This window comes from Streptomyces sp. NPDC048483 (assembly GCF_040651455.1).
Lineage (GTDB): Bacteria > Actinomycetota > Actinomycetes > Streptomycetales > Streptomycetaceae > Streptomyces.
This window is the reverse complement of the sequence record NZ_JBEZJZ010000004.1, coordinates 116,454-141,163: the sequence shown is the minus strand read 5'-3', so window position 1 is coordinate 141,163 and position 24,710 is coordinate 116,454. Positions and strand designations below refer to the sequence as shown.

26 protein-coding genes are annotated in these 24,710 nt (G+C 71.9%); 10 read left to right on the top strand and 16 right to left on the bottom strand.

Annotated elements, in window-relative coordinates; translation table 11 throughout:
* The first annotated feature begins 123 nt into the window (after positions 1–123).
* Positions 124–393 (top strand): hypothetical protein, encoded by a 270-nt coding sequence (locus AB0D04_RS03760; protein WP_362699011.1) that lies wholly within the window; start codon positions 124–126, stop codon positions 391–393.
* Here the strand turns inward: AB0D04_RS03760 and AB0D04_RS03755 are convergent.
* The 4 genes from AB0D04_RS03755 to AB0D04_RS03740 all read right to left on the bottom strand — a co-directional run bounded on the left by AB0D04_RS03755 (position 380) and on the right by AB0D04_RS03740 (position 4,120).
* Positions 380–1,105, bottom strand: coding sequence for a hypothetical protein (locus AB0D04_RS03755; protein ID WP_362699009.1), 726 nt, complete (start codon positions 1,103–1,105; stop codon positions 380–382). The genes AB0D04_RS03760 and AB0D04_RS03755 overlap by 14 nt on opposite strands.
* Positions 1,098–1,697 (bottom strand): HutD family protein, encoded by a 600-nt coding sequence (locus tag AB0D04_RS03750; RefSeq protein ID WP_362699007.1) that lies wholly within the window; start codon positions 1,695–1,697, stop codon positions 1,098–1,100. The genes AB0D04_RS03755 and AB0D04_RS03750 overlap by 8 nt, the downstream gene beginning before the upstream one ends.
* 83 nt (positions 1,698–1,780) lie before the next feature.
* On the bottom strand, positions 1,781–2,743 hold the full coding sequence (locus AB0D04_RS03745; protein WP_362699005.1) for a zinc-binding dehydrogenase: 963 nt from the start codon (positions 2,741–2,743) through the stop codon (positions 1,781–1,783).
* Positions 2,744–2,887: 144 nt separating this feature from the next.
* A complete protein-coding gene (locus tag AB0D04_RS03740; protein WP_362699106.1) occupies positions 2,888–4,120 on the bottom strand; it encodes an NADP-dependent malic enzyme in 1,233 nt (410 codons plus the stop codon).
* A gap of 549 nt (positions 4,121–4,669) precedes the next feature.
* Between AB0D04_RS03740 and AB0D04_RS03735 the strand changes: the two genes are divergently transcribed.
* Genes AB0D04_RS03735 through AB0D04_RS03725 form a run of 3 tightly spaced genes read left to right on the top strand, consistent with a single transcriptional unit; the run spans position 4,670 to position 7,442 of the window.
* Positions 4,670–5,638: an ABC transporter substrate-binding protein gene (locus tag AB0D04_RS03735; protein WP_362699003.1), complete on the top strand. Its 969-nt coding sequence runs from the start codon at positions 4,670–4,672 to the stop codon at positions 5,636–5,638.
* A 59-nt stretch (positions 5,639–5,697) separates the two neighbouring features.
* On the top strand, positions 5,698–6,642 hold the full coding sequence (locus AB0D04_RS03730) for an amino acid ABC transporter permease (RefSeq protein ID WP_362699001.1): 945 nt from the start codon (positions 5,698–5,700) through the stop codon (positions 6,640–6,642).
* A gap of 47 nt (positions 6,643–6,689) precedes the next feature.
* Positions 6,690–7,442, top strand: coding sequence for an amino acid ABC transporter ATP-binding protein (locus AB0D04_RS03725; protein ID WP_362699104.1), 753 nt, complete (start codon positions 6,690–6,692; stop codon positions 7,440–7,442).
* Positions 7,443–7,565: 123 nt separating this feature from the next.
* Here the strand turns inward: AB0D04_RS03725 and AB0D04_RS03720 are convergent, their stop codons facing one another.
* Positions 7,566–8,375 carry a class I SAM-dependent methyltransferase gene (locus AB0D04_RS03720; protein WP_362698999.1) on the bottom strand — a complete coding sequence of 270 codons (810 nt, stop codon included), beginning with the start codon at positions 8,373–8,375 and terminating at the stop codon, positions 7,566–7,568.
* 105 nt (positions 8,376–8,480) lie between these two features.
* Here AB0D04_RS03720 and AB0D04_RS03715 point away from each other — a divergent pair, with 105 nt between their 5' ends.
* Complete coding sequence (locus tag AB0D04_RS03715) at positions 8,481–9,110, top strand: CGNR zinc finger domain-containing protein (protein ID WP_362698997.1); 630 nt, start codon at positions 8,481–8,483, stop codon at positions 9,108–9,110.
* Here the strand turns inward: AB0D04_RS03715 and sodX are convergent.
* Entirely contained in the window at positions 9,014–9,472 is a 459-nt protein-coding gene (gene sodX, locus AB0D04_RS03710; protein WP_362699103.1) for a nickel-type superoxide dismutase maturation protease, read from the bottom strand. The two genes, AB0D04_RS03715 and sodX, sit on opposite strands and share 97 nt — an antisense overlap.
* Positions 9,473–9,640: 168 nt before the next feature.
* On the opposite strand from sodX, the gene sodN reads away from it, so the two are divergent.
* Complete coding sequence (gene sodN / locus AB0D04_RS03705; protein ID WP_159470230.1) at positions 9,641–10,036, top strand: superoxide dismutase, Ni; 396 nt, start codon at positions 9,641–9,643, stop codon at positions 10,034–10,036.
* Between the two features lie 163 nt (positions 10,037–10,199).
* Positions 10,200–10,538 carry a hypothetical protein gene (locus AB0D04_RS03700; protein WP_362698995.1) on the top strand — a complete coding sequence of 113 codons (339 nt, stop codon included), beginning with the start codon at positions 10,200–10,202 and terminating at the stop codon, positions 10,536–10,538.
* Here the strand turns inward: AB0D04_RS03700 and AB0D04_RS03695 are convergent.
* Both AB0D04_RS03695 and AB0D04_RS03690 read right to left on the bottom strand, forming a co-directional pair.
* A complete protein-coding gene (locus tag AB0D04_RS03695; protein ID WP_362698993.1) occupies positions 10,535–12,046 on the bottom strand; it encodes a S1 RNA-binding domain-containing protein in 1,512 nt (503 codons plus the stop codon). The genes AB0D04_RS03700 and AB0D04_RS03695 overlap by 4 nt on opposite strands.
* Positions 12,047–12,161: 115 nt before the next feature.
* The gene (locus tag AB0D04_RS03690; protein WP_362698991.1) at positions 12,162–13,136 is read right to left on the bottom strand and encodes a LysR family transcriptional regulator; all 975 of its coding nucleotides are present in this window, start codon (positions 13,134–13,136) and stop codon (positions 12,162–12,164) included.
* A 228-nt stretch (positions 13,137–13,364) separates the two neighbouring features.
* Here AB0D04_RS03690 and snpA point away from each other — a divergent pair, with 228 nt between their 5' ends.
* The gene (gene snpA, locus AB0D04_RS03685) at positions 13,365–14,012 is read left to right on the top strand and encodes a snapalysin (RefSeq protein WP_362698989.1); all 648 of its coding nucleotides are present in this window, start codon (positions 13,365–13,367) and stop codon (positions 14,010–14,012) included.
* A gap of 290 nt (positions 14,013–14,302) precedes the next feature.
* On the opposite strand, the gene AB0D04_RS03680 is transcribed toward snpA, so the two are convergent.
* The 8 genes from AB0D04_RS03680 to AB0D04_RS03645 all read right to left on the bottom strand — a co-directional run bounded on the left by AB0D04_RS03680 (position 14,303) and on the right by AB0D04_RS03645 (position 21,018).
* On the bottom strand, positions 14,303–14,866 hold the full coding sequence (locus tag AB0D04_RS03680; RefSeq protein ID WP_362698987.1) for a GNAT family N-acetyltransferase: 564 nt from the start codon (positions 14,864–14,866) through the stop codon (positions 14,303–14,305).
* Between the two features lie 80 nt (positions 14,867–14,946).
* Positions 14,947–15,321, bottom strand: a complete 375-nt coding sequence (gene crcB / locus AB0D04_RS03675; RefSeq protein ID WP_362698985.1) for a fluoride efflux transporter CrcB — start codon at positions 15,319–15,321, stop codon at positions 14,947–14,949.
* On the bottom strand, positions 15,318–15,731 hold the full coding sequence (locus AB0D04_RS03670) for a DUF190 domain-containing protein (RefSeq protein WP_362698983.1): 414 nt from the start codon (positions 15,729–15,731) through the stop codon (positions 15,318–15,320). Before AB0D04_RS03670 ends, crcB begins: the two co-directional genes overlap by 4 nt.
* The gene (locus tag AB0D04_RS03665) at positions 15,728–16,192 is read right to left on the bottom strand and encodes a CrcB family protein (RefSeq protein WP_362698981.1); all 465 of its coding nucleotides are present in this window, start codon (positions 16,190–16,192) and stop codon (positions 15,728–15,730) included. The genes AB0D04_RS03670 and AB0D04_RS03665 overlap by 4 nt, the downstream gene beginning before the upstream one ends.
* Before the next feature lie 422 nt (positions 16,193–16,614).
* Positions 16,615–17,025 (bottom strand): hypothetical protein, encoded by a 411-nt coding sequence (locus tag AB0D04_RS03660; protein WP_362698979.1) that lies wholly within the window; start codon positions 17,023–17,025, stop codon positions 16,615–16,617.
* 77 nt (positions 17,026–17,102) lie between these two features.
* Positions 17,103–18,188: a magnesium and cobalt transport protein CorA gene (locus AB0D04_RS03655; protein WP_362699101.1), complete on the bottom strand. Its 1,086-nt coding sequence runs from the start codon at positions 18,186–18,188 to the stop codon at positions 17,103–17,105.
* Positions 18,189–18,294: 106 nt separating this feature from the next.
* On the bottom strand, positions 18,295–19,455 hold the full coding sequence (locus tag AB0D04_RS03650; protein WP_362698977.1) for a winged helix DNA-binding domain-containing protein: 1,161 nt from the start codon (positions 19,453–19,455) through the stop codon (positions 18,295–18,297).
* Between the two features lie 42 nt (positions 19,456–19,497).
* Complete coding sequence (locus tag AB0D04_RS03645) at positions 19,498–21,018, bottom strand: MFS transporter (RefSeq protein WP_362698975.1); 1,521 nt, start codon at positions 21,016–21,018, stop codon at positions 19,498–19,500.
* A 117-nt stretch (positions 21,019–21,135) separates the two neighbouring features.
* On the opposite strand from AB0D04_RS03645, the gene AB0D04_RS03640 reads away from it, so the two are divergent.
* Both AB0D04_RS03640 and AB0D04_RS03635 read left to right on the top strand, forming a co-directional pair.
* Positions 21,136–22,122 carry a YafY family protein gene (locus AB0D04_RS03640; RefSeq protein ID WP_362698973.1) on the top strand — a complete coding sequence of 329 codons (987 nt, stop codon included), beginning with the start codon at positions 21,136–21,138 and terminating at the stop codon, positions 22,120–22,122.
* Positions 22,123–22,256: 134 nt separating this feature from the next.
* Positions 22,257–24,536, top strand: coding sequence for a heavy metal translocating P-type ATPase (locus AB0D04_RS03635; protein WP_362698971.1), 2,280 nt, complete (start codon positions 22,257–22,259; stop codon positions 24,534–24,536).
* Positions 24,537–24,710: the final 174 nt, after the last annotated feature.

Below are 24,710 nucleotides of genomic sequence, written 5' to 3'. Positions count from 1 at the left end.
GGCCGGTAAGTCAAGGCACGTGGTCGATTCGGCACGGGTTCATTGATACAGTCGTATCCATCGGAGGGCGGCGCCGCGAGGAAGCGCCCGGCACCTCCGCACGACCACGGGAGGAATGCGATCGTGAACGAGGGCTATTACCGGCTGCTGTCCGTCCTGACGCTGGCGCTGGGCTTCTGGCAGGGGCCGATGGCGATCTTCTATCGGCTGACCCGGGACGACACCGGCACCCCGATGCGGGCCGCCAACTACCTGGCCAGTCCCTGGTGTTACCTCGTCGCGGGGGCCGCCACCGCGGCCTGCTGCGCACTGCTGGCCGTACTCGACTCCGGACGCAAAAAGGCGCTGGCCCGCGCGGGCGCGTCCGAGGACCGGCCCGTCAGCGCCCGCTGAACCGGCCCGTCGCCCACCGCTCCAGCGCGGCCCGCAGCGCCGCCAACTCGCCTTCGTCACCGGTGAGTTCGAAAGCGTAGCGGCGACCGCGCAGCCCGCGCGCGGCCGGCCGGGCGGTGATCAGGCGGCTGCCGAGCGGACCGCAGGAGTCCGGCGCCCGCTCGACGGGATACAGATCGAGGAACGGCGCCCGTACGGCTCCGGCCGGATTCCCCGCGTCCCCCACAGCCCCCGCATCCCCCGGCAGGTCGTCCGCCGCCACCTCGACGGCCGCGATCCGGGCCCAGCGCAGCCCCTGTTGGACGTATCGGCCACGGGTGAGCCACACGCCCTCGCCGTCCACCGCCACGCAGGGGGGCGCCGACCGGCGCCGCAGTCCGGCCCACAGGCCCGCCGACACCACAGCCGCGGTGGCCGCGAACAGCAGGGCCGCCGCCACCCGGGCACCGGCCGGCGCCGGGCCCCTGGCCGGTCCGCGGGCATTGACGAGGAACGGCGCATCCGTCCCCACCAGCGCATACGTCAGCGTGGCGAGCAGAATCGCGGCCAGGACCGCCCCGCAGAACACCATCAGCGGCAGCCCGACGGCCCACTCCCGCCGGCTCATCCGGCGCCGCCGGCGGGGCGGCCCGATCCTGGCCCGTACGGCATCCGGTGCGACCACCGACGGCCGCCGGCCCCCGCGGCCCGTCGCACCGGACCGCTCAGTCATCGCCCTCGCCGCCGCCCCCCGCCAAGGTGATCACCGCGGCCACCCCCTCCGTGAGGATCTCCGTACAGGTCTGCGTACAGGCCCCCGCCCCGGCGGCCCCCGCGATCAGCGCCGCATCGCACCGCGCCAGCCGCACTCCGGGCTCCCCCGGCGCGCTCACATGCGTAGCGCCCTCGAGCGCCACCACCAGCACATCGCCCGGCGGCACCGCCCGCCTCCCCCGCACCATCTCCACCTCGGCCCGCGCCCACCCCTCCCGCACCATCACATTGAGGTTGACGACCGGGCCGTCCAGCAGCCGGGAGTCGGTCGCGGCGCCGCCGGGGAAGGCGAACGGGCGGAAACGGTCCGGGAGGAGACGGGGCGTGCCGTCCACGGTCAGTTCGAGGCCGCCGCCGTCGATGACGGTGAGGATGCGCCGGATGCCGGGCAGCGGCGAGTACGGGCCGTCGCGGGTGACATCGGCCAGGCTCACCCGCCAGGCGAAGGTGTCCCAGCCGGCGCCGGGCGGGTGGGCGGCGATCTCGCGGGTCACGCCGCCGCCGTTGCTCCAGGGCACGGCAACGCGCCCGTCGGCCCGCAGTATCCGCATGGTCCCGCTCCCGGATCCGTCCGCCATCGGGGCCCTGCCCCTCATGCCCTCGGCCGCCTCATACCCTCGGCCCGCCGGCCGCCTCAGACCGTCAGTACGACCTTGCCGAAGAGATCGCCCTGCGCCATCTTCTCGAAGCCCTCGCGTGCCCGGTCCAACGGCAGCGTGGAGTCGATGACGGGGCGGATGCCCTTGGCCGCGCAGAAGCTGAGGAGCGAGGCGAGCTCGTCCTTGGTGCCCATCGTGGAGCCGACGATCTTGAGTTCCAGGAAGAAGATCCGGTTCAGCTCCCCACGCTCCGGGGTGAAACCGCTGGTGGCGCCGGAGATGACGAGAGAGCCTCCGGGGCGCAGCGACTTGATGGAGTGGGACCAGGTGGCGGCGCCGACCGTCTCGATGACCGCGTCCACCCGCTGCGGCAGCCGCTCGCCGGTGGCGAACGCCGCCTCGGCGCCCAGTTCTTCGGCACGCTTGCGCTTGGCCTCGTCGCGGCTGGTGGCGAAGACCCGCAGCCCGGCGGCGGCGCCCAGGACGATGGCGGCGGTCGCCACGCCGCCGCCCGCGCCCTGGACCAGCACGCTGTCACCGGGCCGTACGCCGGCGTTGGTGAAGAGCATCCGGTACGCGGTCAGCCAGGCGGTGGGCAGACAGGCGGCGTCCTCGAAGGAGAGCTCCTTGGGCTTGGGCAGGACGTTCCAGGTGGGGACGGTGACCTGTTCGGCGAAGGTGCCCTGGTAGCGCTCGGTGAGGATGGAACGGGGCTCGTCGGGTCCGACGCCGTGGCCGCTCTGGCCGATGACGGAGTGCAGGACCACCTCGTTGCCGTCCGCGTCGATGCCGGCGGCGTCGCAGCCGAGGATCATCGGCAGGGACGCCTCGGTGATGCCGACCCCGCGCAGCGACCACAGGTCGTGGTGGTTGAGGGAGGCGGCCCTGACGTTGACGGTGGTCCAGCCGGGGCGGGCCTCGGGGGCGGGACGCTCCCCCAGTTCGAGGCCGTTGAGGGGCTGGTCGCGGTCGATGCGGGCGGCGTAGGCAGCAAACATGATCCCAACGTAGGCCGCCGATGCGCGCCGCAACAGCGCGTACGGGTGTGACACGCACCGCGCCCGCACCGTCACACACAACGGGCCGGGCCCGCACCGGTGAAGGTGCGGGCCCGGCCCGTTGGCGTACGAACGGCCGCCGGGTCAGCGGCGGGCGACGCCCTCCGCGCGGGCGGCGGCGGCGACGGCGGCGGTGACGGCCGGCGCGACGCGCTCGTCGAACGGCGAGGGGATGACGCAGTCGGCGCTGAGTTCATCGGCGACGACGGCGGCCAGCGCCTCGGCTGCGGCGAGCTTCATGCCCTCGGTGATCTGCGAGGCGCGCACCTGCATGGCGCCCGCGAAGATGCCGGGGAAGGCCAGCACATTGTTGATCTGGTTCGGGAAGTCGCTGCGCCCGGTGGCGACCACGGCCGCGTACTTGTGCGCGACGTCCGGGTGGATCTCCGGGTTGGGGTTGGCCATCGCGAAGATGAACGAGTTCTTCGCCATCTTCGCCACCGCCTCCTCGGGCACCGTGCCGCCGGAGACGCCGATGAAGACGTCCGCACCGTCCAGGGCGTCCTGAAGCGAACCGGTCAGCTGCCCCTTGTTGGTGTAGCCGGCCACCTCGCGCTTGACCTCGGTGAGGTCACCGCGGTCGGTGGACACGATGCCCTTGCGGTCGCACACCGCGACATCGCCGATGCCCGCCTCGATGAGGATCTTGGCGATGGCCACACCGGCCGCACCGGCGCCCGAGATGACCGCGCGCAGCTGGCCGAGCGAGCGGTCGGTGAGCTTGGCGGCATTACGCAGCGCCGCCAGCGTGACGACGGCGGTGCCGTGCTGGTCGTCGTGGAAGACCGGGATGTCGAGGCGTTCCTTGAGCTTTGCCTCGATCTCGAAGCACCGGGGCGCCGAGATGTCCTCCAGGTTCACGCCGCCGAAGGACGGGGCGAGCCGGACGACGGTCTCCACGATCTCGTCGGCGTCGGTGGTGGCGAGCGCGATCGGAACCGCGTCCACACCGCCGAACTGCTTGAAAAGGATGGCCTTGCCCTCCATCACGGGGAGCGAGGCCTCCGGGCCGATGTCGCCCAGGCCCAGCACCGCGGTGCCGTCCGTGACGACGGCCACGACCTGGGACTTCCAGGTGTAGTCGTGCACCAGCTCGGGATGCTCTGCGATGGCGCTGCACACCTTGGCGACGCCCGGCGTGTACGCGAGGGACAGGTCGTCCTTGTCGCGGACCGGCACCGTTGCCTGGACGGCCATCTTGCCGCCACGGTGCAACGCGAAGGCCGGGTCGAAGAAGGCTCCGTCCGTATCTCCGGCCGAGCCCGCGTCCGCGCCCGTGTTGCTGTCGCTGCGAGGATTGACGATCTCCGCTGCCACTTGTTCCAACCCCTTTATTTCTTCGTACATCAGTTGAGGGTGTCCACTCCCTGGTCGAGGGGTGGGCGGGCACCGCGTCCGGTCCCTGCGAGGCGGATGGCCGCCGCGCGGGGGGAGGTACGGACGCCGGGCGCGCCGCACACGCGCCCTGAGCCCCGGATGAGGGGTGTAACGAACCTTTTTACCGGACGGGCGCCGGAGCCGACGAGTCAGATTCATTACCCTCCGGTACAGGGATCCGACATTAGCGGCGAAATATACAAAGACACCGAAGTGGCGCCCGTATGTGTCCGAAATTCGAGACGGCCCAGGTCGGGCGGGGTCCACCGTGCGGACCCGCCCGTACCGGTTCACCCTTGGGCCATCTGGGCCACACGCCCGGCCCACTCGTCCGTTATCCGATTTTGACCTGCGCGGCAGTCCGAATACCGGAGTCCGGGTGGCAGGATTCCGACGCAACCCGAGGTCGCGACGCTCGAAGGTGTGTGCCCGACCCCTGCCACCCGGCCCCTGCTCACGTCGGACACTTACATCCGCAGGAGGATCAGCATGACCGCAAGTACCACCCGCCGCCCGGCCGCCGGCAGGTCGCGTACAGCCGTGGCCTCGGTGGCCGCGGTCGTCGCCTCGATGCTGGTGCTCAGCGCCTGCGGCGACCAGACGAACGAGGCCATCGCCCGGCGCGAGGCACAGAAGAACCGCAATGTGCACGCGCCGCTGTTCAAGATGCTGCCCAAGGCGGTGCAGGACAAGGGCTTCCTCCAGGTCGGCTCGGACATGACGTACAAGCCGGTGGAGTTCCGTACGAACGGCAAGATCGCGGGCATCGACCCGGATCTGGCGGCGGCGATGAGCAAGGAGCTGGGCATCAAGCTCAACTTCAACAACGCCACGTTCGACACCCTCATGGGCGGTCTGAAGTCCGAGCGCTACGACATCGCGATGTCGGCGATGACGGACACCAAGGACCGCCAGGAGGGCATCTCCGACGGCAACAAGATCGGTACGGGTGTCGACTTCATCGACTACCTCAATGTCGGCGTCTCGCTCTATACGCAAAAGGGCAAGAGCAACGGCATCGACGGCTGGGAGACGATGTGCGGCAAGAAGCTCGCCGTACAGCGCGGGACGGTCTCGCACGACCTGGCCGACGAGAAGTCCAAGGAGTGCAAGAAGAACGGCTCCGAGGCCATCGCCATCGAGGCGTTCGACAACGACTCCGAGGCCCAGACCCGGCTGCGCACCGGTGGTGCGGACGCCGTCTCCAGCGACTACCCGGTCGCCGCGTACGCGGTGAATGTCTCCGGTGGCGGCAAGGACTTCGAGATGGTCGGCGGCGCCCCGCTCAAGGCCGCCCCGTACGGCATCGCGGTCCCCAAGGGCCAGGCCAAGCTGCGTGATGCGCTGAAGGCCGCGGTGGCACGCACGATCAAGAACGGCTCGTACGCCAAGGTCCTCAAGAAGTGGGACGTCAAGGACGCCGCGGTCAAGGAAGTGCAGCTCAATGGCGGCACCTGAGCCGCACGCCGCACTGCCTCCGGTCCGCACCTCCCGCCACACGCTGAAAGGCAACACCCGTGCCAGTTGACGTCGACAAGTCGGCCCAGCCGCCGGCGGACGCCCCGCCGCCCCAGCCCGAGCCCATCAAGGCCATTCCGGTCCGCCATTACGGGCGCTGGATCGCGGCCATCGTCGTCCTCGGGCTGCTCGCCCTGCTCGTCCGCGCCTTCGCCTCCGGGAACGTCAACTGGGACGCCATTCCCCAGTACATGTTCAACGGGGACATCCTCAAGGGCCTGCGCAACACCCTGCTGATCACCGTGCTCTCGATGATCATCGGCATCGTGGGCGGCGTGGTCCTGGCCGTGATGCGCCAGTCCAAGAACCCGGTGACCTCGACCGTCGCATGGTTCTACGTCTGGTTCTTCCGCGGTACGCCGGTCTATGTCCAGCTGTTCCTGTGGTTCAACCTCGGCCTCGTCTTCCGGTACATCGACATCATGCCGATCTACAAGGACGAGTGGTCGGACTTCATGACCCCGTTCCTGTGCGCGCTGCTGGGCCTCGGGCTCAACGAGGCCGCGTACATGGCGGAGATCTGCCGGGCCGGTCTGAACGCGGTCGACGAGGGCCAGACCGAGGCGGCGCACGCGCTGGGCATGAGCCACGGCAGGACGCTGCGCCGGATCGTCGTGCCGCAGGCGATGCGGGTGATCGTGCCGCCGACCGGCAACGAGGTCATCAATATGCTGAAGACGTCGTCCCTGGTCATCGCCGTCCAGTACTACGATTTGCTGCAGGCCGCGCAGAACGTCGGACGGGACTCCGGTGTCGTCGTCGAGATGCTGATCCTCGCCGCCGCCTGGTACCTGATCGCCACGACCGTCCTGAGCATCGGCCAGTACTACCTGGAGCGCTACTACTCCCGCGGCTCCAGCCGCCAGCTCCCGCTCACCCCGCTCCAGCGCGCCAAGGCGCAGCTGGCCGGCGGCTTCAACCGCTCCGCCGGAGGTGCCGGATGACCAGCAAGATCACCACGAGCAAGGACACGGGCACCAGCGGCGGCCCCATGGTCAAGGCCGAGAACGTCCACAAGTCCTTCGGCGCGGCGCACATCCTCAAGGGCATCGACCTGGAGGTGCAGCCCCGGGAGGTCTTCTGCCTGATCGGCCCGTCCGGTTCCGGCAAGTCGACGTTCCTGCGGTGCATCAACCACCTGGAGAAGGTCAACGCCGGCCGGCTCTCGGTCGACGGCGAACTGGTCGGCTACCGCGAGCACAACGGCAAGCTCTTCGAGCTGCGCGACCGCGAGGTGGCCGCCCGGCGCCGCGACATCGGCATGGTCTTCCAGCGCTTCAACCTCTTCCCGCACATGACGGCGATCCAGAACGTCATGGAGGCGCCGGTCCAGGTCAAGGGCGAGTCCAAGGCCAACGCCGCGGTGCGCGCGGCCAAGTTGCTGGACCGCGTCGGCCTGGCCGACAAGGCCGGCAGCTACCCCTCGCAGCTCTCCGGCGGCCAGCAGCAGCGGGTGGCGATCGCCCGCGCCCTGGCCATGGAGCCGAAGCTGATGCTCTTCGACGAGCCGACCTCGGCCCTCGACCCGGAGCTGGTCGGCGACGTCCTGGACGTCATGAAGGACCTGGCCGCCGACGGGATGACGATGATCGTCGTCACTCATGAGATGGGCTTCGCCCGCGAGGTCGGCGACTCGCTGGTCTTCATGGACGACGGCGTGGTGGTCGAATCCGGCCACCCGCGCGAGGTCCTGGGCAACCCCCAGCACGAGCGGACGAAGTCGTTCCTGTCCAAGGTGCTTTAACCCGGCGGGGCGAGACCCCACGCGGTGGCTGCGGCGGCGCGCTCTCCTGCGGGAGGGGGCGCCGCCGCGGGTCGTGGTGCTGCCGCGGCGGCGCGCTCCCCTTCCGGCCGCGCCGAGCGGGCCCTACTTCAGCGCCAGCACCAGCGCATCCGACGGCGAGGCCCACACCGGCCGCGCCTCCGCGAAACCCGCGGCGCGCAGGGACTCGGTGTGCCACTGGGCCGGCGGCGTGTCCCCGTCCGCGTGCTCGCCGTAGATCGCAAAGCGCTCGGCGGTCGGGCCGGCCAGCCGCGGGTCGGCGGCGGCGAGCTGCCACCACTCGGCCCAGTCGACGGCACCGGCCGCCTTCGCCGCGTCCATCCGCGCATGCCGGAACGCCCGCTCGGCGGCGTTGATCCGCGGGGTGGTCGCGTCCGGCATGTGGTCGGCGTTCATGAAGACCCCGCCGTCCCGCACCAGCCCGCCCAGCTGTCCGTACAGCCCGTGCAGGTCGTCGGTGTGCAGCCAGTGCAGCGCGGTGGCCGTGAGCACCGCGTCGTACGAGGCGTACGGCAGCTTCGCCGTCCACTGCGGGTCCTTGAGATCGGCCCGTACGAACCGGACCCGGCGCTCGCCTTCGAAGTACCCTTCCGCGATGGCCAGCAGCGCGGGATCCAGATCCACCCCCACACTCTCGGCCTCCGGGAACCGCTTCAGCAGCCGGTCGGAGATACTGCCCGTACCGCAGGCGAGGTCCAGGACCCGCGGGGCCGGGCCCACCAGCGCCTCGACCATGTCGAGCATCACCCCAAACCGCTCCTCGCGGTCGGGCAGGTACCACTCCTGCTGCCGGTCCCAGCTGGTCTGCCAGGCGTGCCAGTCGGCCCCGGCCGTGCTTCCGGCCGTCTTTTCGGCCAGGCTCCCGGTCGTGGACGCGGTCATGGACTCGGTCATCGCAACTCCTCCGGCCCGTACTACCCTAGTAATACCCACATACCAGCAACGCCTATTACGAACAGCGCACAACCGCACCCTATTCCCACCCCGTAAGGACTACAAGTGGAACTGGCCTATTACTCGGACTTCGCCGTGCGACTGGTCAACACCGAGCAGCCCGAGCGTGGTGGCGACACCCTGACCACGGTCGAGGCGGTGCGCGAACTCTTCGGCCCGTCCCAGCAGGCCGCCCGGCGCGCGACCGACAGCGACGTCACGCGGCTGCGTACGGTCCGCGCCCGGCTGCGCGCCGTCTTCGAGGCCGCCGACACCGGCGACGAGGTCCTGGCCGTGGACCTCCTCAACGCCCTGATGATGGAATTCCCCGTCAGCCCGCAGATTTCCGGCCATGAATTCCGCGACGACAACGGCCGCCCCAACTGGCACATGCACATCGCCGACCATGCCGCCAACGCCACCGCGAGCTACACCGCGACCGCCTGCATGGGCCTGGCCTTCCACCTGACCGAGCTCGGCGTCGACCGGCTGGGCATCTGCGAGGCCCGGCCGTGCCGCAACGCCTACCTCGACACCTCGACCAACCGCTCCCGCCGCTACTGCTCCGACCGCTGCGCCACCCGCGCCAACGTCGCCGCCTACCGCGCCCGCAAGCGCCTGGAGAGCGAACGGTCCGCCCGTACCGGCCGCACCGCCGAGAGCACCCAGGAGAGCGCCGCCCGCGGCGACCGCTGAATCCCGCGCGGCGGCCGCACCCTCAGCCGGGCGCGGGCGATGACCAGTTCATCCGGAACCACCCCGAATTCCCGGCTGTCGTTGGTGACGTAGGGATTGTCCCCCTGCACCCACCACCCGCCGTCGCGCCGCTCCACCGCCCGCTTGACGATCAGCAGGTCCTGCCGGAACGGATGCCGCAGCACCACCACGTCACCGGGCCGCACCGACGCGCCGTAGTGCACCACCAGCTGGTCACCCGGCCGGAGCGTCGGCACCATCGACGGGTTGTAGACCTCGGCAAGCCCGAACGCCCGCAGCGGCCCGCCGCCCGCAGGCTCCTGCTCCCGCTCCGGCCCGCGCTCCTGCACCCGCTCCGGCATCCCGTACCTCCCGGCCTTGCCCCGGTCCGACCCGCTCACCGGTCCATCCTCCATCAGTCCCAGCCTGGCACTGGACTTTTGCCCTAAGACCCCCGGGGCGCCCGAGAAAAGCCTTCCCGCACCGAGTAATCTCGCACCTGAGAAGACGATCACGAGGAAGGACTGAACATGCTTTCCCGCCTGTTCGCCCCCAAGGTCAAGGTCAGCGCCCACTGCGACCTGCCCTGCGGCGTCTACGACCCCGCCCAGGCCCGTATCGAGGCCGAGTCGGTCAAGGCCGTCCAGGAGAAGTACCAGGCCAACGAGGATGCGGACTTCCGCACCCGCGCCGTCCTGATCAAGGAGCAGCGCGCCGAGCTGGCCAAGCACCACGTCTCGGTGCTGTGGAGCGACTACTTCAAGCCCCCGCACTTCGAGAAGTACCCGGAGCTGCACCAGCTGGTCAACGACACCCTCAAGGCCCTCAGCGCCGCCAAGGGTTCCAACGACCCGAAGACCGGCGAGAAGGCCCTCGAGCTCATCGCCGAGATCGACCGGATCTTCTGGGAGACCAAGAAGGCCTGAGCTCACCCTCAGCCCTGCCTGTCCGCACCCGGCCCGGCACCGGCCGTCCTCTGTGACGGTGGTGACGGGCGGGTGCGGTCTTCGTTTTGCGGGCATTTCGAGGGTGCACGGGTACTTCAAGGGCGCTTTGAGCATGCATGACGCGCTTTGAGAGCATGGGCCGGTGAACGATGCATATCCCTTTACCGATGGCCGCAATCTCGCCTGGGAGCTGGAGGGGTTCGACACGGTTGATGAGTGGCTCCGGGTGTGCGTTTCGCTGACACAGGAGCAGCTTCTGAGCGTCCGGGACCTTTTCGCCCTGGGTGAGGACATCTGGATGATGCGCGGCGTATATCCCGTCCCTCCCGGTATATGGCAGTCGATGGAGGAGCGCCTGGGAGGCTTCCGCTTCGAGGAGGGCATCGACTACTTCCTGGGGGCTCATCAGAATCTGCCCGACGGACGGCTGTGGCGTCCGGCGCCCGGTACGCAGGCACCCGGGCCGATACCTCCGCCCTAGCCGCCGAAGAGGCCGGAGAGGCCGGAGACGGCGCGTCGGATCCCGGTCAGGAATTCTTCAAGGGTGTCGCAGAGGGGCTCGAATTCGCCGTCCCGGGAGGCCGTACGGGAGCGGTGGAGGCGGCCGCGGCGGTCGATGGCGAAGAGGAGGCCGCCGCCGTCGCTGCCGAAGACCACCGCGGTGTGTGCGGGGTCCGGGCCGATGCGGACCGGGCCTTCGGCGGTCAGTTCCGCGCGTACGTGCTCGGGCGGGTGGAGGAAATAGCCGTTGCCGATGTCCGGCAGGGAGACCTCGTGGACGGTGGCGTAGAACGTGGTCAGGTGGGACGACGCGTCCGGGTGGGCGAGGCGCAGCAGGGCGGCGGCCAGGCACTGGTCGTCGGACGCCGGGCGCACCTCGTTCACGGAGGGCGGATAGCCGTAGGTCGCCTCGAAGGCCGCCATGCGGTCCGCCAGTTCCGCCGTCATGGTGCGCGACCAGGACGTGAGCCACTCGCTGCCCGGGTCCGGCGCTTCCTCGGCCTCGATCTGCTTCAGTGACAGGGAGACCAGTTCCCGTCCGGGGTCGACGTCGGTCACCTTGACCGTGACCTCCTGGCCCACCTCGAGGACGTCGCCGGGGTGGCTGATGTGCTGCCAGGAGATCTCGGGGATGCGTATCAGGCCTTCCAGGCCGCCGAGGTCCACGAATGCGCCGAAGGGGGCGATCCGGGTCACCGTGCCCGTACGGATCTCGCCGCGGTGGATGGTGATGAGGACGGCCCAGCGGGCGTCATCCGGGGCCGGTTCGGGGCGCCAGCGGGCGCGGAGGACGCCGTCGGGGTCGGGGAGGACCGCGGTCAGGAGGGGCCGGCCGTCGTCCAGGACGGTGAGTTGGGCGCGGGGGGTGAGGGCGGCGCGGACCTGGTCGAGGGTGGCGCGGGTGAGCCGGTGCCGGCGGGCGGCGTTCGCTACGGGGTTCTCCTCCAGGGTGAGGGCGGCGCCGGAGATGAGGCGCCAGGCCAGGAGGCGCCAGAAGGTGTCGTCGGCGGGGCGTTGCGGGCCGGGCGCATGGGCGGCGGGATCGAAGGCGTACGGGGAGGCGGGGAGCGGCTCGGGGAAGAGGCCGAGGGCGCGGGTGCGGGTGACGGCCTCGGGGCAGGGGGCGTGGCTGCCGACGTAGACGTACTGGTCCCAGCCGACGTGGACGAAGAAGGTTCCCTCGGCCTCCAGGCGGCACCAGCCCCCGGACTCGCGGAGCATGCCGCGGACCAGTTCCAGGGCGGCGGGGAGCGGGACCTTTGCCCCGTCGTGGAATCCGGCCGGGACGGGGTGACCGGCGTGCTCGGGTTCGCGTACGGACAGGTGGTGGACGCCGGACTCGGCGGCGAAGGCGGCGACGGCGGTCAGATACGCCGCCTCCACGGGGCCGTGGTCGCTGTCGGTGTCCTCGGGGCCGGTGTAGCGGCCGTGCGCGTCACGGTCGCGGGGGTCGTACTTGGTGATGCGGTGGATGTGGGGCAGCTGCACGGAGCGGTTCCTCCTCGGGGTTCGGGAAACGGGGTGCAGAAAGTTTCCCCCGGGAGTGGCGGATCCGGCGCGGCCCCGGAGCCGGCTGCCGCCCGCGTCGTGCCGGGCCGGGCGCCTATCCGGCGGCCGCGGGCATGGGCAGGGGCAGCGGGCCGTCGTGCCGTACGAGCCAGTCGCGGTAGGCGTCGCTGGCCCAGGCGATCTCCATATAGGACGAGGTCAGGTCGGTGAAGAGGGCGTCGGCGGGGGCCGCCGGGGTGCCGTCGGGGCGGCAGGCCATGAAGAGGCGTACGGCGAGGGGGTCGCCGTGCAGGGGGCGGACGGCCATGCCGGGACGGGAGCGGGCGGTCGGCTGGCAGGGGGTGACCACCTCGCCGGCCGTGACCAGGTCGACGGCGGTGAGGTAATCGCCGTGCACCACCCGGGGGTTGATCCCGGCGGCCGTCCAGATGCGGCGCAGGCCCGCCCATTCGCCGTCGACGGTCGGGTCGACCATCCACTGGTCGTCGGCGAGGTCCTGCACGTGGATGACGGCGCGGGCGGCCGCGGGGTGGGTGTCGGACAGGGCGATGAACTGCGGTTCCCTGGCGATGAGTTCGTGCTCGACCAGGCCTTCGGGGACCCGTAGCGGCGCGCCCTCGACCTCGTGCACGAACGCGACGTCGAGCTGGCCCATCGCGACCATTTGCAGCAGCGCATTGGCCGAGACATCGGTCCGTATGGTCGTGTCCGTCTCCGGGAGGCGGACCCGCAGGCGGCGCAGCCAGCCGGCGACGGCGCGGCTGTTGGTGCTGCCGATGTGCAGTCGCGCACCCCGTTCGCGTACGGAGGCATGGGCGATCTCGTCGACCAGTGCGCGCATTTCGGCCACTATCGGGCGGGCCCGGCACAGTACGGAATGCCCCAGGGGCGTGGGGCGGCTGCCGGTCGGTTCACGGAAGAACAGCTGGCCGCCCAGGGCTTTTTCGATGCGCCGTAGCTGAGTCGTCAAGGAAGGCTGGGTCATCCCCAACTGCCGGGCCGCCTTGCGTACGCTGCCGGAGTCGGCGATGGCGCATATTGCGCGAAGATGCCTTACCTCGAGCTCCACGTCCGGAGCATAAAACGTCGGGAACGGTCACACCAGCCTCTCAAACCTGCTCGAACTTGGTCTTTTTCCGAGGCTATTGGCAGGGGTATTGCCTGGTGCTATCGCCACTTAACATCTCCGCCCCACGGGTGAACTCCGTCCAGACTCAACGGCACCAAGAAATCCGCAGGGCCCCGGTCGCCGCCCCACACGGCGACCGCGGCCCTCGGAAATTAAGGAGCCCCCCACATGAGATCTCCCAAGACGGCGCTGTCGGCAGCGCTCGGCCTGGGCCTCGCCGCCGCGCTCGCAGCCGCGGCGCCGGTCTCGGCAGCTTCCCCCTCCTCGCACCCCTCCTCCCATCAGAGCACGCGGGCCTCCGTCGCCGCGTACACCGGCTCGGCCGCCGAGAAGGCCGACACCAAGGCGTTCTACCAGGCCGTCATGAAGTCGGCCCTGGCCAAGATGAAGGCGCACCCGGGCCTGAAGTCGGTCACCGTGACCTACGACGCCAGCGCGGCGCCGACGTTCAAGGGCCAGATAGCCGAGAGCGCGTCCATCTGGAACGGCGCCGTGCAGAACGTGAAGCTGCAGGAAGGCAGCGGCGGCGACTTCCAGTACCGCGAGGGCGACGACCCGCGCGGCTCGTACGCCAGCACGGACGGCCACGGCAAGGGGTTCGTCTTCCTGGACTACAAGCAGAACCAGGAGTACAACTCCACCCGCGTCACGGCGCACGAGACCGGCCATGTGCTGGGACTGCCGGACCACTACGAGGGCCCGTGCAGCGAGCTGATGTCCGGCGGCGGGCCCGGCACGTCCTGCCAGAACACCCAGCCGGACGAGAACGAGCGCGCCCAGGTGGACCAGCTCTGGGCCAACGGCCTCAAGCGCTGATCCACCCCCTGACCAGCTGCGACAGCGGCTGAGGCCACGGACTGCGGCCGTGGCTGCCGAGGGCCGGTACCTGGCGGCCGGCCCTCGGGCGCCTGGCGGCGCCAGGAACGCGGGCGGCGCCGGCGGCAATGGCGGCGCCGGCGGCGACCGCGTTCCTCCCACGCGTTCGCGACGACAGCGGTGGGGCCCGGTGAGGTTCTTCTCCCGGGCCCCAGCGCTTTTTTGTGTGCCGATGTGCGTGCCGATTTCTTGTTTGCGTGCCGGTTTCTTGTGGGCCCGGGACCCTCCCGTTACGGCAACGGGCGGATCCACGCCTGCCGTTGGGGCCCGGCGCCGCCGGACGGTGGCGGCCCGCCGTCGAGCGGCCGCCAGCCCCAGGAGCGGAATGCGGCCCTGGCCGGGGCGTTGTCCGCGGCGAGCACGGCGAGGGCCAGTGTGGCGTTGCTCCGGATCAGCAGCGTCTCCTGGAGGCGGGTGGCGACTCCCGTGCGCCGGTGCGCGGCCAGCACCATCAGCCCGGCGATCAGGAACAGCCGCCCCGTCGCGGCCGGTTCGCGCAGCTCCTCCGAGAGCCCGCCCGGCAGCCCGAGGAGATACTCCCCGCGCTCCTCGCCCTCCCGGTCGGCCGGATAGCCGTAGCAGCAGCCGACCAGCGCCGGATCGCTGCCGATGACCATCTCGAAGCCGGGGCGCTGGACGTCGTGCCCGGCGAACCGCCGCAGGAATGCCTCCCGGTCCGGGGCACCGTCGGCGGCCAACGGACCGCGGTGCACCGCGGCATACAGAGCGGCGACCGACTCCCGCTGGGTCTCCGCCTGCCACCTGGTCAGACGCCGCAGGAACACCTCTGCCACGGTCCCTCCCCGTTCCGCCGGGCACGCCGGATACGCGGAGGCTACCCGCGAGGCCCCGGGAATCACCGGAACGCGGCGGGTCAGCCCCACAGCGCCCGTGCGCAGGCCACCCCCGCGAACGCCGCGCCCAGGCCGCACACCACGCTCGCCACGACATTGGCCGCGGCGTAGCGGCGGGCGCCGTCCCTCGCCAGCCGCAGCGTCTCGTAGGAGAAGGTCGAGTACGTCGTCAGGGCGCCGCACAGTCCGGTGCCGAGGAGAAGCTGGAGGTGCGAGGAGGCGGCGCCGGCCGTGGCCGCGCCGGTCAGCAGGCCCAGGATCAGCGAGCCGACGGCATTGACGGCGAACGTCCCCCAGGGGAAGACGCTGTCGTGCCGGGACTGCACCAGGCGGTCGGTGAGAAACCGCAGCGGCGCCCCGACCACGGCACCGGCCACCACCAGCAGCCAGTTCACCCGCGGCCGCCCGCCACCGGGCCGCCGTCGGGGTCGGCGTCGGCGTCGTCCGTAGCGGCCTCGCGGGTGCCGGCCAGGCCGCCGGGCGAGATCACCTCGCACCGGTCGACGGTCACCAGGCCCCGCTCCCCCACGAGTTCCGCCAGCTGCGGCAGAAAGCCCCGTACCCGCTCCTCCGTGTCCACGACGAGGACCGCGACCGGCAGGTCCTCGCTCAGGGACAGCAGCCGCTGGGTGTGGATGAGGGACGAGGCGCCGAAGCCCTCGATGCCGCGGAAGACGCTGGCGCCGGTCAGCCCGGCGGTATGCGCGCGGTGCACGATCTCCGCGTAGAGGGGCTTGTGGTGCCACACGTCGTGTTCACCGACGAGCACCGTGAGCCGCAGCGCCGGACCGCCGATCCCTGTCATGCCGACCGCCTCCTCTGTCCGGGAAGTTCGAGGAGTCCAAGGAGTCCGAGGAGGGTGCGGGTCAGGACCGCCGCGCCCCAGACGGCCGCCATCGCGGCGAGCAGGGTGGCCGCCAGATAGACCAGGCCCGGCGCGGCCCGCCGGGCGTCCACCAGGCGCTCGATGTCCACCGCGTACGTCGAGAAGGTGGTGTAGCCGCCGAGGATGCCGGTGCCGAGGAACGGGCGCACCAGCCGGTGCGGCGACCCCAGCTCGGTGATCAGCACCATCAGGACGCCCATCAGCGCGCAGCCGGAGGCATTGACGGCCAGGGTCGTCCAGGGGAAGGCGCCGGCGGCCGTCGGCCAGAGCAGCGTGGCGCCGTAGCGCGCCGAGGCGCCGATGCCGCCGCCCGCTGCCACCGCACCGATCACCGGCCACTGGCCCCGCCAGGGCGCGGGCCGCCGAGCTCGCATGTCCATGGGTCGTTCGGCTCTCTCCGGCAACGTCTCCCGGGGGTTTCCCGAGATCATCGGCGCCCTCAGGCTAGCCCGCGCCGTTTGATCCCGCGAAACATGGGATGTTCGCGTCACCGGTGGAATACGTCAGGGCATGACCCTGGTACGGCGCACTGTGCCGCTGCGCAGTGCCGCCCGCACCGGCCTGGCGGACCTGGTCATCGAGCAGAGGGTACGGCTGATCGCCGAGGGCGAGGGGCCGGTCGGGACGAAGATCCCGGCCGAGCCCGTGCCGGTGTGTGCTTCGGCTCCGTCCCGGCCGCCACCGGCCCGGCCGTCCTGCCGGCCCTGCCGCTCCCGCAGATCGCGAGGGGGCGGGAGCGGCGCGGCCCCGGCATGTTTCCGGCCGTTGGCCGGGAGCCGGGCGGGCGGACCGGCCGGGGCGGTCAGCGTGCCCGCTTGGGGCGCCGCGGCCGGGGACGGCCGGGCCAGTGCGCCCACCGCAGCGCCTCGGCCTCCTCCGGCGGCAGCAGGCCCGCGCCGATCAGCGCGGCCCGGCCGGCCTGTTCCCCGCCGAGCCGGTAGGCGCTGTGCCAGGAGTCCGTCGCGTGGAAGGAGCCGTCCGTGAGCAGCACCGCGGCCGACACCCCGCCGAGCCCCGCCAGCAGGCCTTCCCGGATCGTCGGGAGAAACTCCGCGGGCAGCCGCTTCTCGGACACGGCGTTGAGCAGCTCCAGTCCGCCCTCCGGGCCAGGGGGTTCGAAGTCCGCGACAAAACGCGCAAAAGGCCCGCAGCCGCCGAGATTCAGCAGCACACTGACGGTCACCTCGGGCACGGGAACAGGAAGGCCGGTCATGGGGCCACCGTAGGTACGCCGCCACCGCAGAGCCGGCGCTTTACGCCGGGGCGCGGCCCGGTGCGCGACGACAGGGCCTACAGCCACCCGTTCCGCTTGAACCCCCGGTGAATGACCCAGCAGACCGCCACGATCACCGCCATCACCACCGGATACCCGAACACCCAGTCCTTCCCCGGCAGGTACTCGAAGTTCATGCCGTAGACACCGCACACCATGGTCGGTACGGCCAGGATCGCGACCCAGGCGCTGATCCGGCGCATGTCCTCGTTCTGGGCGACGGTGACCTGGGCGAGATGGGCCTGGAGTATGGAGTTGAGCAGTTCGTCGAAGGAGGTGATCTGCTCGGTGACCCGGTCGAGGTGGTCGGCGACGTCGCGGAAGTACGTTTTGATGCGGGGCTCGACCTGCGCCATGGGCTGGGTCGCCAGTTCCTGCATCGGGCGGTCCAACGGGGCCACCGCGCGCCGCAGTTCCAGCAGCTCGCGCTTGAGCTGGTAGATGCGGCCGGCCCCGCCGCCGCCCCGTACGGAGAAGACCTCGCTCTCGACGTCGTCGATGTCCACCTGGACGGCGGCCGTGACGTCGAGGTAGTCGTCGACGACGAGGTCGGCGACGGCGTGCAGGACGGCGGACGGGCCGAGCGCCAACTGCTCGGGGACGGACTCGAGTTGCTCGCGGAGCGGGCCGAGGGAGCCATGGCCGCCGTGCCGTACGGTGATCACGAAGTCGGCGCCGGTGAAGACCATGATCTCGCCGGTTTCCACCACTTCACTGGTGTCGGTGAGCCGGTCGTGCTCGACATAGCGGACCGTCTTGAAGACGGTGAAGAGCGAGTCGTCGTAGCGCTCGAGCTTGGGGCGCTGGTGGGCCTGGACGGCGTCCTCGACGGCGAGCGGATGCAGCCCGAACAGCTCGACAATTCCGGCGAATTCCTTCTCGGACGGCTCATGCAGCCCGATCCAGACAAATCCACTGCCGGATTCGCGGACCCGGCGTATCGCCGCATCGGCCGGGTGGTTGCCGTCCTGCCGCACCCCGTCCACGTACACCGCGCAGTTCACCACGGCGGTGCCGAGGGGCGAGCGCGCCGGGTGGCTGAGGTCGACACCCCGGGTGCGCGGCTGCGGCAGCCGGACGGCCTTGCGGAGGTTGCTGATCATCGACACCCCGCCAGTATGGCGGGCGGCAGGGCGGGAACGGTACGGCCGCGGCCCGGTTTTTACGGCCGGGCGGGGCGCTCCGCGGCGGCCCCGGCGGCCGCCCGCGTCAGGCGTGCGGGCCCACCGTGACCGTGCCGGTCGTCAACTCCGCCGCCCCCTCCAGGATTTCACCGACCCGCTGCACCTGGGCCTCCAGGGCGCGCCGCCGCCCGGCGGTCAGCGGCGCCAGCGGCTCGACCGTGACATGGACGCGGCGGCCTGCGCGGCGCTGGTGCCAGACGCCGCCGACGACCCCGTCGATCAGCACCACCGGATAGTTCCCGGCCTGCCGCCCGGCCAGCGCGCGCTCCGCCGCCCGGCCGGGAAAGAGCAGGTCACGGGGGCGGGAGGCGATGCCGTAGGCGTCGAAGTAGGGGAGGAGGCGGACCGGGGCAGGGTCCGCGGTGGGGCCCGATGTGTCGCCGGCCATGATCCAGGCGGGTGCGCCGGCGAAGTCGACCTGCTGAAGGCCGTCGGCCAGGGAGGCGAAGAGATCCGCCGCCCAGCGGGGCGGGGCGCCGAGCCAGGTGGCGAAGTCGGCGGAGGTGGCCGGGCCGTAGGCGTACAGATAGCGCCGTACCAGGGCGGCGAGGGCGGTCGGGCCGTCCATCGGGCAGAAGCCGGGCAGGGCGCGCCGGGGGCTGGTGTAGGTGACCTTGCGGCCCCGGCCGGGGCCGAAGCAGAGGGCGCCGCGCTGACCGGCCCGGTGCATGACCTGGCGCCAGCGGGGCCACATGCCCTGGAAGGCGGGCATCACCAAGTCGCCCGCCCAGGGCCCGGTGGCGGCGACCACCGCCTCGCCCAGCTCGTCGATGGTCGGCTCGGCCTCCTCCAGGGCGTCCTCGATGGCGGCGAGGACCTGGTCGGTCTGGTCCGGGGTGAGCCGTACGCCCTGGGGGGACGGGCTGCTGCCGGCCGGTACGGCGGACAGCGCGCCGGTCCACATCGCCAGGTCGGCGGCGGGCAGCAGATGCACCGTGCCGCGCGGGCCGTACGTCTTGACCAGGGTCCGGTCGGTCCAGAGGGCATCCCGTACGGCCACGCGGGTCCCGTGGTCGGTGCGCAGCATGAGCGAGAGCTCGGCGGCGGACAGGACCTGGGCGTGCGCCCCGCACATCGCGGCGGCGATCCCCGCGGGGTCCGGCGGCAGCGGCGCCCCCGCGAGCCCGGCGCGCTCCAGGCGGCGGGCACTGACATCGGACCAGGTGAGGGTCGGGCGGGTCGACACGCTGAGGGCTCCTTCGGTTCGGGAGGGGCGGCGGCTGCTGCGTCAGGAGGCCGGGGCGTCCTGCGTACGTACCCGGCGCGGCAGCAGGAACAGCAGGCCGAAGACGATGACCAGGCCGCCCGAGACCCACCACAGGGCGTTCGTGGTGGCCGAGACGAAGGCGGCGCCCGGTGCGGTCCCGCCGCCCGTGCCGTCCGTGATCCCGAAGAACGCCACCGAGGACAGGCCCAGGCCCAGCGCCATCCCCAGCTGGCCGGTGGTGTTGAAGATGCCGGAGGCCGATCCGGAGTGCGCGGTGGGGACCTCGGAGAGCACCGAGTCGGTGATCGGGGCGACGATCAGGCCCATGCCCGCGCCCATCAGCAGCATCGCGGGAGCCATCTGCCAGGACTCCATCGCGGTGCCGTATCGCCCGGCCTCCCAGATGTAGAGCAGCGCCCCGGACAGCATGATCAGCGCGCCCGCCTGGAGGACCTTGCGGCCGAAGCGCGGCACCAGCTTCTGCACGGACATCCCGGCCGCGGTCGAGCAGGCCAGCGAGAACGGCACCCCGGTCAGCCCGGCGTGCAGCGGTCCCCAGCCCAGACCGAGCTGCATATGGAGCGTCCAGATCAGGAAGAACAGGCCGCTGACCGCGCCGAAGGTGAGCTGGACGCCGGCGCCGGCCGCGAAGGTCCGGATCCTGAAGAGGGAGAGTTCGACCAGCGGCGAGCCGTCCTTGCGGGCCTTCGCGCGCTCGTAACGGACGAACAGCGCGAGGACGAGCGGGCTCGCGGCCATCGAGACAAAGCCCCACAGCGGCCAGCCGGACTCGCGGCCCTGGGTGAGCGGGTAGAGGACCATCAGCAGGCCGAGGGTGGCCAGCGCGGTGCCGATGAGGTCGAGACGGAGTGCGCGCGGGGCCCTGGACTCGGTGACGAAGCGGGCGCCGAGCGCGATGCCGGCGAGGCCGACGGGCAGATTGATCAGGAAGATCGGGCGCCATTCCAGGCCGAAGAGATTGCCCTCGGTGAGCAGCGCGCCGATCAGCGGCCCGCAGACCGCGCCGAGCCCGATCACCGCGCCGAACATCCCGAAGACCTTGCCGCGCTCGTTCGCCGGGAAGCTGACATGGATGATCGCCAGCACCTGCGGCACCATCAGCGCGGCCATCGCGCCCTGCAGCACCCGCGCGCCGACCAGCATTCCGGGGCCCGTGGCGAGCCCGCAGAGCGCGGAGGCGAGGGTGAAGCCGGCCATACCGGCCAGGAAGAGCTTCTTGCGGCCGTAGATGTCGCCGAGGCGGCCGCCGGTGATCAGGCCGATGGCGAAGGCGAGGGCGTATCCCGCGGTGATCCACTGCAGGGCGCTGAAGGAGGCGCCGGTGTCCCGCTGGATGTCCGGGAGGGCGATGTTGACGATGGTCGCGTCGACCAGGTCCATGAAGCTGGCGGTCAGGACGACGGCCAGGGCTGTCCAGCGCCTGCGGCCGGTGGGGGCCGGTCCGGTGTGCGGGGGTGCCGCTTCGGGGTGCGGGGGTGCCGCTTCGGCCGCCTCGGCGGGCGCGGGGACGGTCGTGGCCATGGTGTTCTCCTGGGCTCCTGGGACGGGCGACGTGTCCGGAGAGGTCACCGGACGTCCTCGACACTAGGAGGCGTATAGGACGGTTCCGGTCCTACTTCGTGCCGCATCATCAAGGACATGAGTGAGACATCCGCACGCATCCTGAATCTCCTGTCCCTGCTCCAGACCCCGCGCGAGTGGCCGGGCAGCGAGCTGGCCGAGCGGCTGGGGGTGACCCCCCGGACGATCCGCCGCGACATCGGGCGGCTGCGCGAGCTGGGCTATCCGGTGCACGCGACGATGGGCGCGGAGGGCGGCTACCGGCTGGCCGCGGGCACGGCCATGCCGCCCCTGCTGCTGGACGACGAGGAGGCGGTGGCCATCGCGGTGGGCCTGCGCTCGGCAGCCGGGCACACCATCGCGGGCATCGAGGAGGCGTCCGTACGGGCGCTCGCCAAGCTGGAACAGGTGCTGCCGGCCCGGCTGCGGCGGCGGGTGGGCGCGCTCGGCAGCGCCACCGTCCCGATGCCGGCCGGCGACGGCCCGACCGTCGACCCGGAGCAGCTGACCGTGCTCGCCGCGGCGATCACCAACCACGAGCGGGTGCGGTTCCGGTATCAGGCGGGCGCGGGCGAGCGCACCAAGCGCCTGGTGGAGCCGCACCGGCTGGTGGCGGCGGGGCGGCGCTGGTATCTCGTCGCGTACGACAACGGCCGCGAGGACTGGCGGATCTTCCGGGTGGACCGGCTGACCGAGGCGTTCCCGACGGGCGTACGGACCCCGCCGCGCGAGCTGCCCGCCGCCGATGCCGCGGCCTTCTTCCGGGGGCGGATGCAGGAGAGGGGTCCGGCGGCGCGGCGGGCGGTGGCGACGGTGTACGGGCCGGCCGCGGAGGTGGCGGCGCGGCTGGGCGGCCGGGCGGGGGAGGTCGAGGCGATCGACGCGGAGTCGTGCCGGTGGCACAGCGCACCGGATTCGCTGGAGTGGCTGGCGATGCGGCTGACCATGCTGGGGCGCGAGTTCACGGTGCACGAGCCGCCGGAGCTGGTCGCCTATCTGCGGGCGATGGGCGGCCGGGCACTGCGGGCGGCGGGGGCCGAGGAGGCGGACCAGGGGACGGGGTGACGGGGCGGGGTGACATGAACGCTCCGGGGACGGGGTGACGGAATACCCTAGGGGGGTATATGATTCTGTCTACTGGACGCCGGCCGCCCGCCGCCGTCCCCCGCACCGTACGTGCAGCACACGAAGGAGCACTCATGACGACCGTGATCGGTGAGCGCCGCGTCGAGCTGGAGATCGGCGGGATGACCTGCGCCTCGTGCGCCGCCCGTATCGAGAAGAAGCTCAACCGCATGGAGGGGGTGACCGCCACCGTCAACTACGCCACCGAGAAGGCGAAGGTGGCGGTCGCGGACGGCAGCGGCATCGAGGCCGCGGACCTGATCGCCACCGTCGTGAAGACCGGCTACACCGCCGCGCTCCCCGAGCCGCCGGCCCCGGCGCCCACCGAGGACGACGGCGACCGGCCCGACGACCGGGACGACGCCCTCGCCTCCCTCCGCCACCGGCTCGTCATCTCCCTCGCCCTCTCCGTCCCCGTCGTCCTGATGGCGATGGTCCCGGCCCTGCAGTTCACCAACTGGCAGTGGCTGTCGCTGACCCTGGCCGCCCCGGTGGTGGCCTACGGAGCCTGGCCGTTCCACCGGGCCGCCTGGACGAATCTGCGGCACGGCGCCACCACCATGGACACGCTCATCTCGATGGGCACGCTCGCCGCGCTCGGCTGGTCGCTGTGGGCGCTGTTCTTCGGGACCGCGGGCATGCCCGGCATGACGCACCCCTTCGCGCTGACGCTCGCCCGTACGGACGGCAGCGGCAGCATCTATCTGGAGGCGGCGGCCGGCGTCACCGCCTTCGTCCTGGCGGGCCGCTACTTCGAGGCCCGGTCGAAGCGGAAGGCGGGCGCGGCGCTGCGGGCGCTGCTGGAACTGGGCGCCAAGGACGTCGCCGTGCTGCGGGAGGGCCGCGAAGTGCGCATCCCCACGGACGGGTTGAGCGTCGGGGACCGGTTCGTCGTACGGCCCGGGGAGAAGATCGCCACCGACGGCCGGGTGGTGGAGGGCGCCTCCGCCGTGGATGCGTCGATGCTCACCGGCGAGTCCGTCCCGGTGGAGGTCTCGCCCGGCGACACCGTCACCGGGGCGACCGTCAACGCGGGCGGCCGGCTCGTCGTCGAGGCCACCAGGGTCGGCGCGGACACCCAGCTCGCCCGGATGGCGCGCCTGGTGGAGGACGCACAGAACGGCAAGGCCGCGGCCCAGCGGCTCGCCGACCGGATCTCCGCGGTGTTCGTGCCCGTCGTGATCGCGCTCGCCGTCGGCACCCTGGGGTACTGGCTGGGCACCGGCGCGGGCGCGGTGGCCGCGTTCACCGCCGCCGTCGCCGTACTGATCATCGCCTGCCCGTGCGCCCTGGGCCTGGCCACTCCGACCGCGCTGATGGTCGGCACCGGACGGGGCGCCCAGCTGGGCATCCTGCTCAAGGGGCCCGAGGTCCTGGAGTCCACCCGCACGGTCGACACCATCGTGCTGGACAAGACCGGCACGGTCACCACCGGCGTGATGACGCTGACCGGCATCCACCTGGCCGAGGGCGTCTCCCGTGAGCAGGCGCTGCGGCTGGCCGGCGCCCTGGAGCACTCCTCCGAGCACCCCATCGCCCGCGCCGTCGCCACCGCCGCCCAGGAGGCGGCCGGCCCCCTGCCCGTCCCCGAGGACTTCGCCAACGTCCCCGGCCTCGGCGTCCAGGGCATCGTCGACGGGCACGCCGTCCTCGTCGGCCGCGAGCGGCTGCTGCGGGACTGGAGCCAGCAGCTGCCGCCCGAGCTGGTGACCGCCAGGAACGAGGCGGAGGCGGCGGGCCGCACCGCGGTCGCCGTCGGCTGGGACGGCGCGGCCCGCGCGGTGCTGGTGGTCTCGGACGCGGTCAAGCCCACCAGCGCCGAGGCGGTCCGCCGGCTGCGCGCCCTGGGCCTGACCCCGGTCCTGCTCACCGGCGACAACAAGGCGGTGGCCGAGGCGGTCGCCCGGGAGGTCGGCATCGACGAGGTGATCGCCGAGGTGCTGCCCGAGGACAAGGTGGCCGTCGTCGAGCGCCTCCAGGGCGAGGGCCGATCGGTCGCCATGGTCGGCGACGGCGTCAACGACGCGGCCGCCCTGGCCCGCGCCGACCTGGGGCTGGCGATGGGCACCGGCACCGACGCCGCCATCGAGGCCGGTGACCTGACCCTCGTACGGGGCGATCTGCGCGCCGCGGCGGACGCCATCCGCCTCGCCCGCACCACCCTGGGCACCATCCGCACCAACCTGTTCTGGGCCTTCGGCTACAACGTCGCGGCGCTGCCGCTGGCCGCCGCCGGCCTGCTCAACCCGATGATCGCGGGCGCCGCGATGGCTTTCTCGTCGGTCTTCGTGGTCGGCAACAGCCTGCGGCTGCGGCGCTTCCGGGCACTGACGGCGGAGCCGGCCCGCGGCTGACGCGGCCCTCCTCGCCGCGGCCCCGGCAGCACCCGCTGCCGGGGCCGCGGCATGCCCGGCGCCGCGCCCGCAGACGGCGCAATCCCCGGCCACGCCCCGCCGCTGCCGTTGGATCGGGCGGACGGGACCGCTGTCCCCCTGTCCGTACGCGCCTCTGTCCGTACGCGCCCCTGT

Bases quoted from the DNA above. Each gene is read 5' to 3' on its own strand.
- AB0D04_RS03665 (WP_362698981.1), bottom strand. From the start codon at position 16,192: ATGGACATGCGAGCTCGGCGGCCCGCGCCCTGGCGGGGCCAGTGGCCG.
- AB0D04_RS03725 (WP_362699104.1), top strand. From the start codon at position 6,690: ATGGTCAAGGCCGAGAACGTCCACAAGTCCTTCGGCGCGGCGCACATC.
- AB0D04_RS03720 (WP_362698999.1), bottom strand. From the start codon at position 8,375: ATGACCGAGTCCATGACCGCGTCCACGACCGGGAGCCTGGCCGAAAAG.
- sodN (WP_159470230.1), top strand. From the start codon at position 9,641: ATGCTTTCCCGCCTGTTCGCCCCCAAGGTCAAGGTCAGCGCCCACTGC.
- AB0D04_RS03660 (WP_362698979.1), bottom strand. From the start codon at position 17,025: ATGACCGGCCTTCCTGTTCCCGTGCCCGAGGTGACCGTCAGTGTGCTG.
- AB0D04_RS03670 (WP_362698983.1), bottom strand. From the start codon at position 15,731: ATGACAGGGATCGGCGGTCCGGCGCTGCGGCTCACGGTGCTCGTCGGT.
- AB0D04_RS03655 (WP_362699101.1), bottom strand. From the start codon at position 18,188: ATGATCAGCAACCTCCGCAAGGCCGTCCGGCTGCCGCAGCCGCGCACC.
- AB0D04_RS03735 (WP_362699003.1), top strand. From the start codon at position 4,670: ATGACCGCAAGTACCACCCGCCGCCCGGCCGCCGGCAGGTCGCGTACA.
- AB0D04_RS03750 (WP_362699007.1), bottom strand. From the start codon at position 1,697: ATGCGGATACTGCGGGCCGACGGGCGCGTTGCCGTGCCCTGGAGCAAC.
- sodX (WP_362699103.1), bottom strand. From the start codon at position 9,472: ATGCCGGAGCGGGTGCAGGAGCGCGGGCCGGAGCGGGAGCAGGAGCCT.
- AB0D04_RS03645 (WP_362698975.1), bottom strand. From the start codon at position 21,018: ATGGCCACGACCGTCCCCGCGCCCGCCGAGGCGGCCGAAGCGGCACCC.
- AB0D04_RS03640 (WP_362698973.1), top strand. From the start codon at position 21,136: ATGAGTGAGACATCCGCACGCATCCTGAATCTCCTGTCCCTGCTCCAG.
- AB0D04_RS03745 (WP_362699005.1), bottom strand. From the start codon at position 2,743: ATGTTTGCTGCCTACGCCGCCCGCATCGACCGCGACCAGCCCCTCAAC.
- snpA (WP_362698989.1), top strand. From the start codon at position 13,365: ATGAGATCTCCCAAGACGGCGCTGTCGGCAGCGCTCGGCCTGGGCCTC.
- AB0D04_RS03755 (WP_362699009.1), bottom strand. From the start codon at position 1,105: ATGACTGAGCGGTCCGGTGCGACGGGCCGCGGGGGCCGGCGGCCGTCG.
- AB0D04_RS03635 (WP_362698971.1), top strand. From the start codon at position 22,257: ATGACGACCGTGATCGGTGAGCGCCGCGTCGAGCTGGAGATCGGCGGG.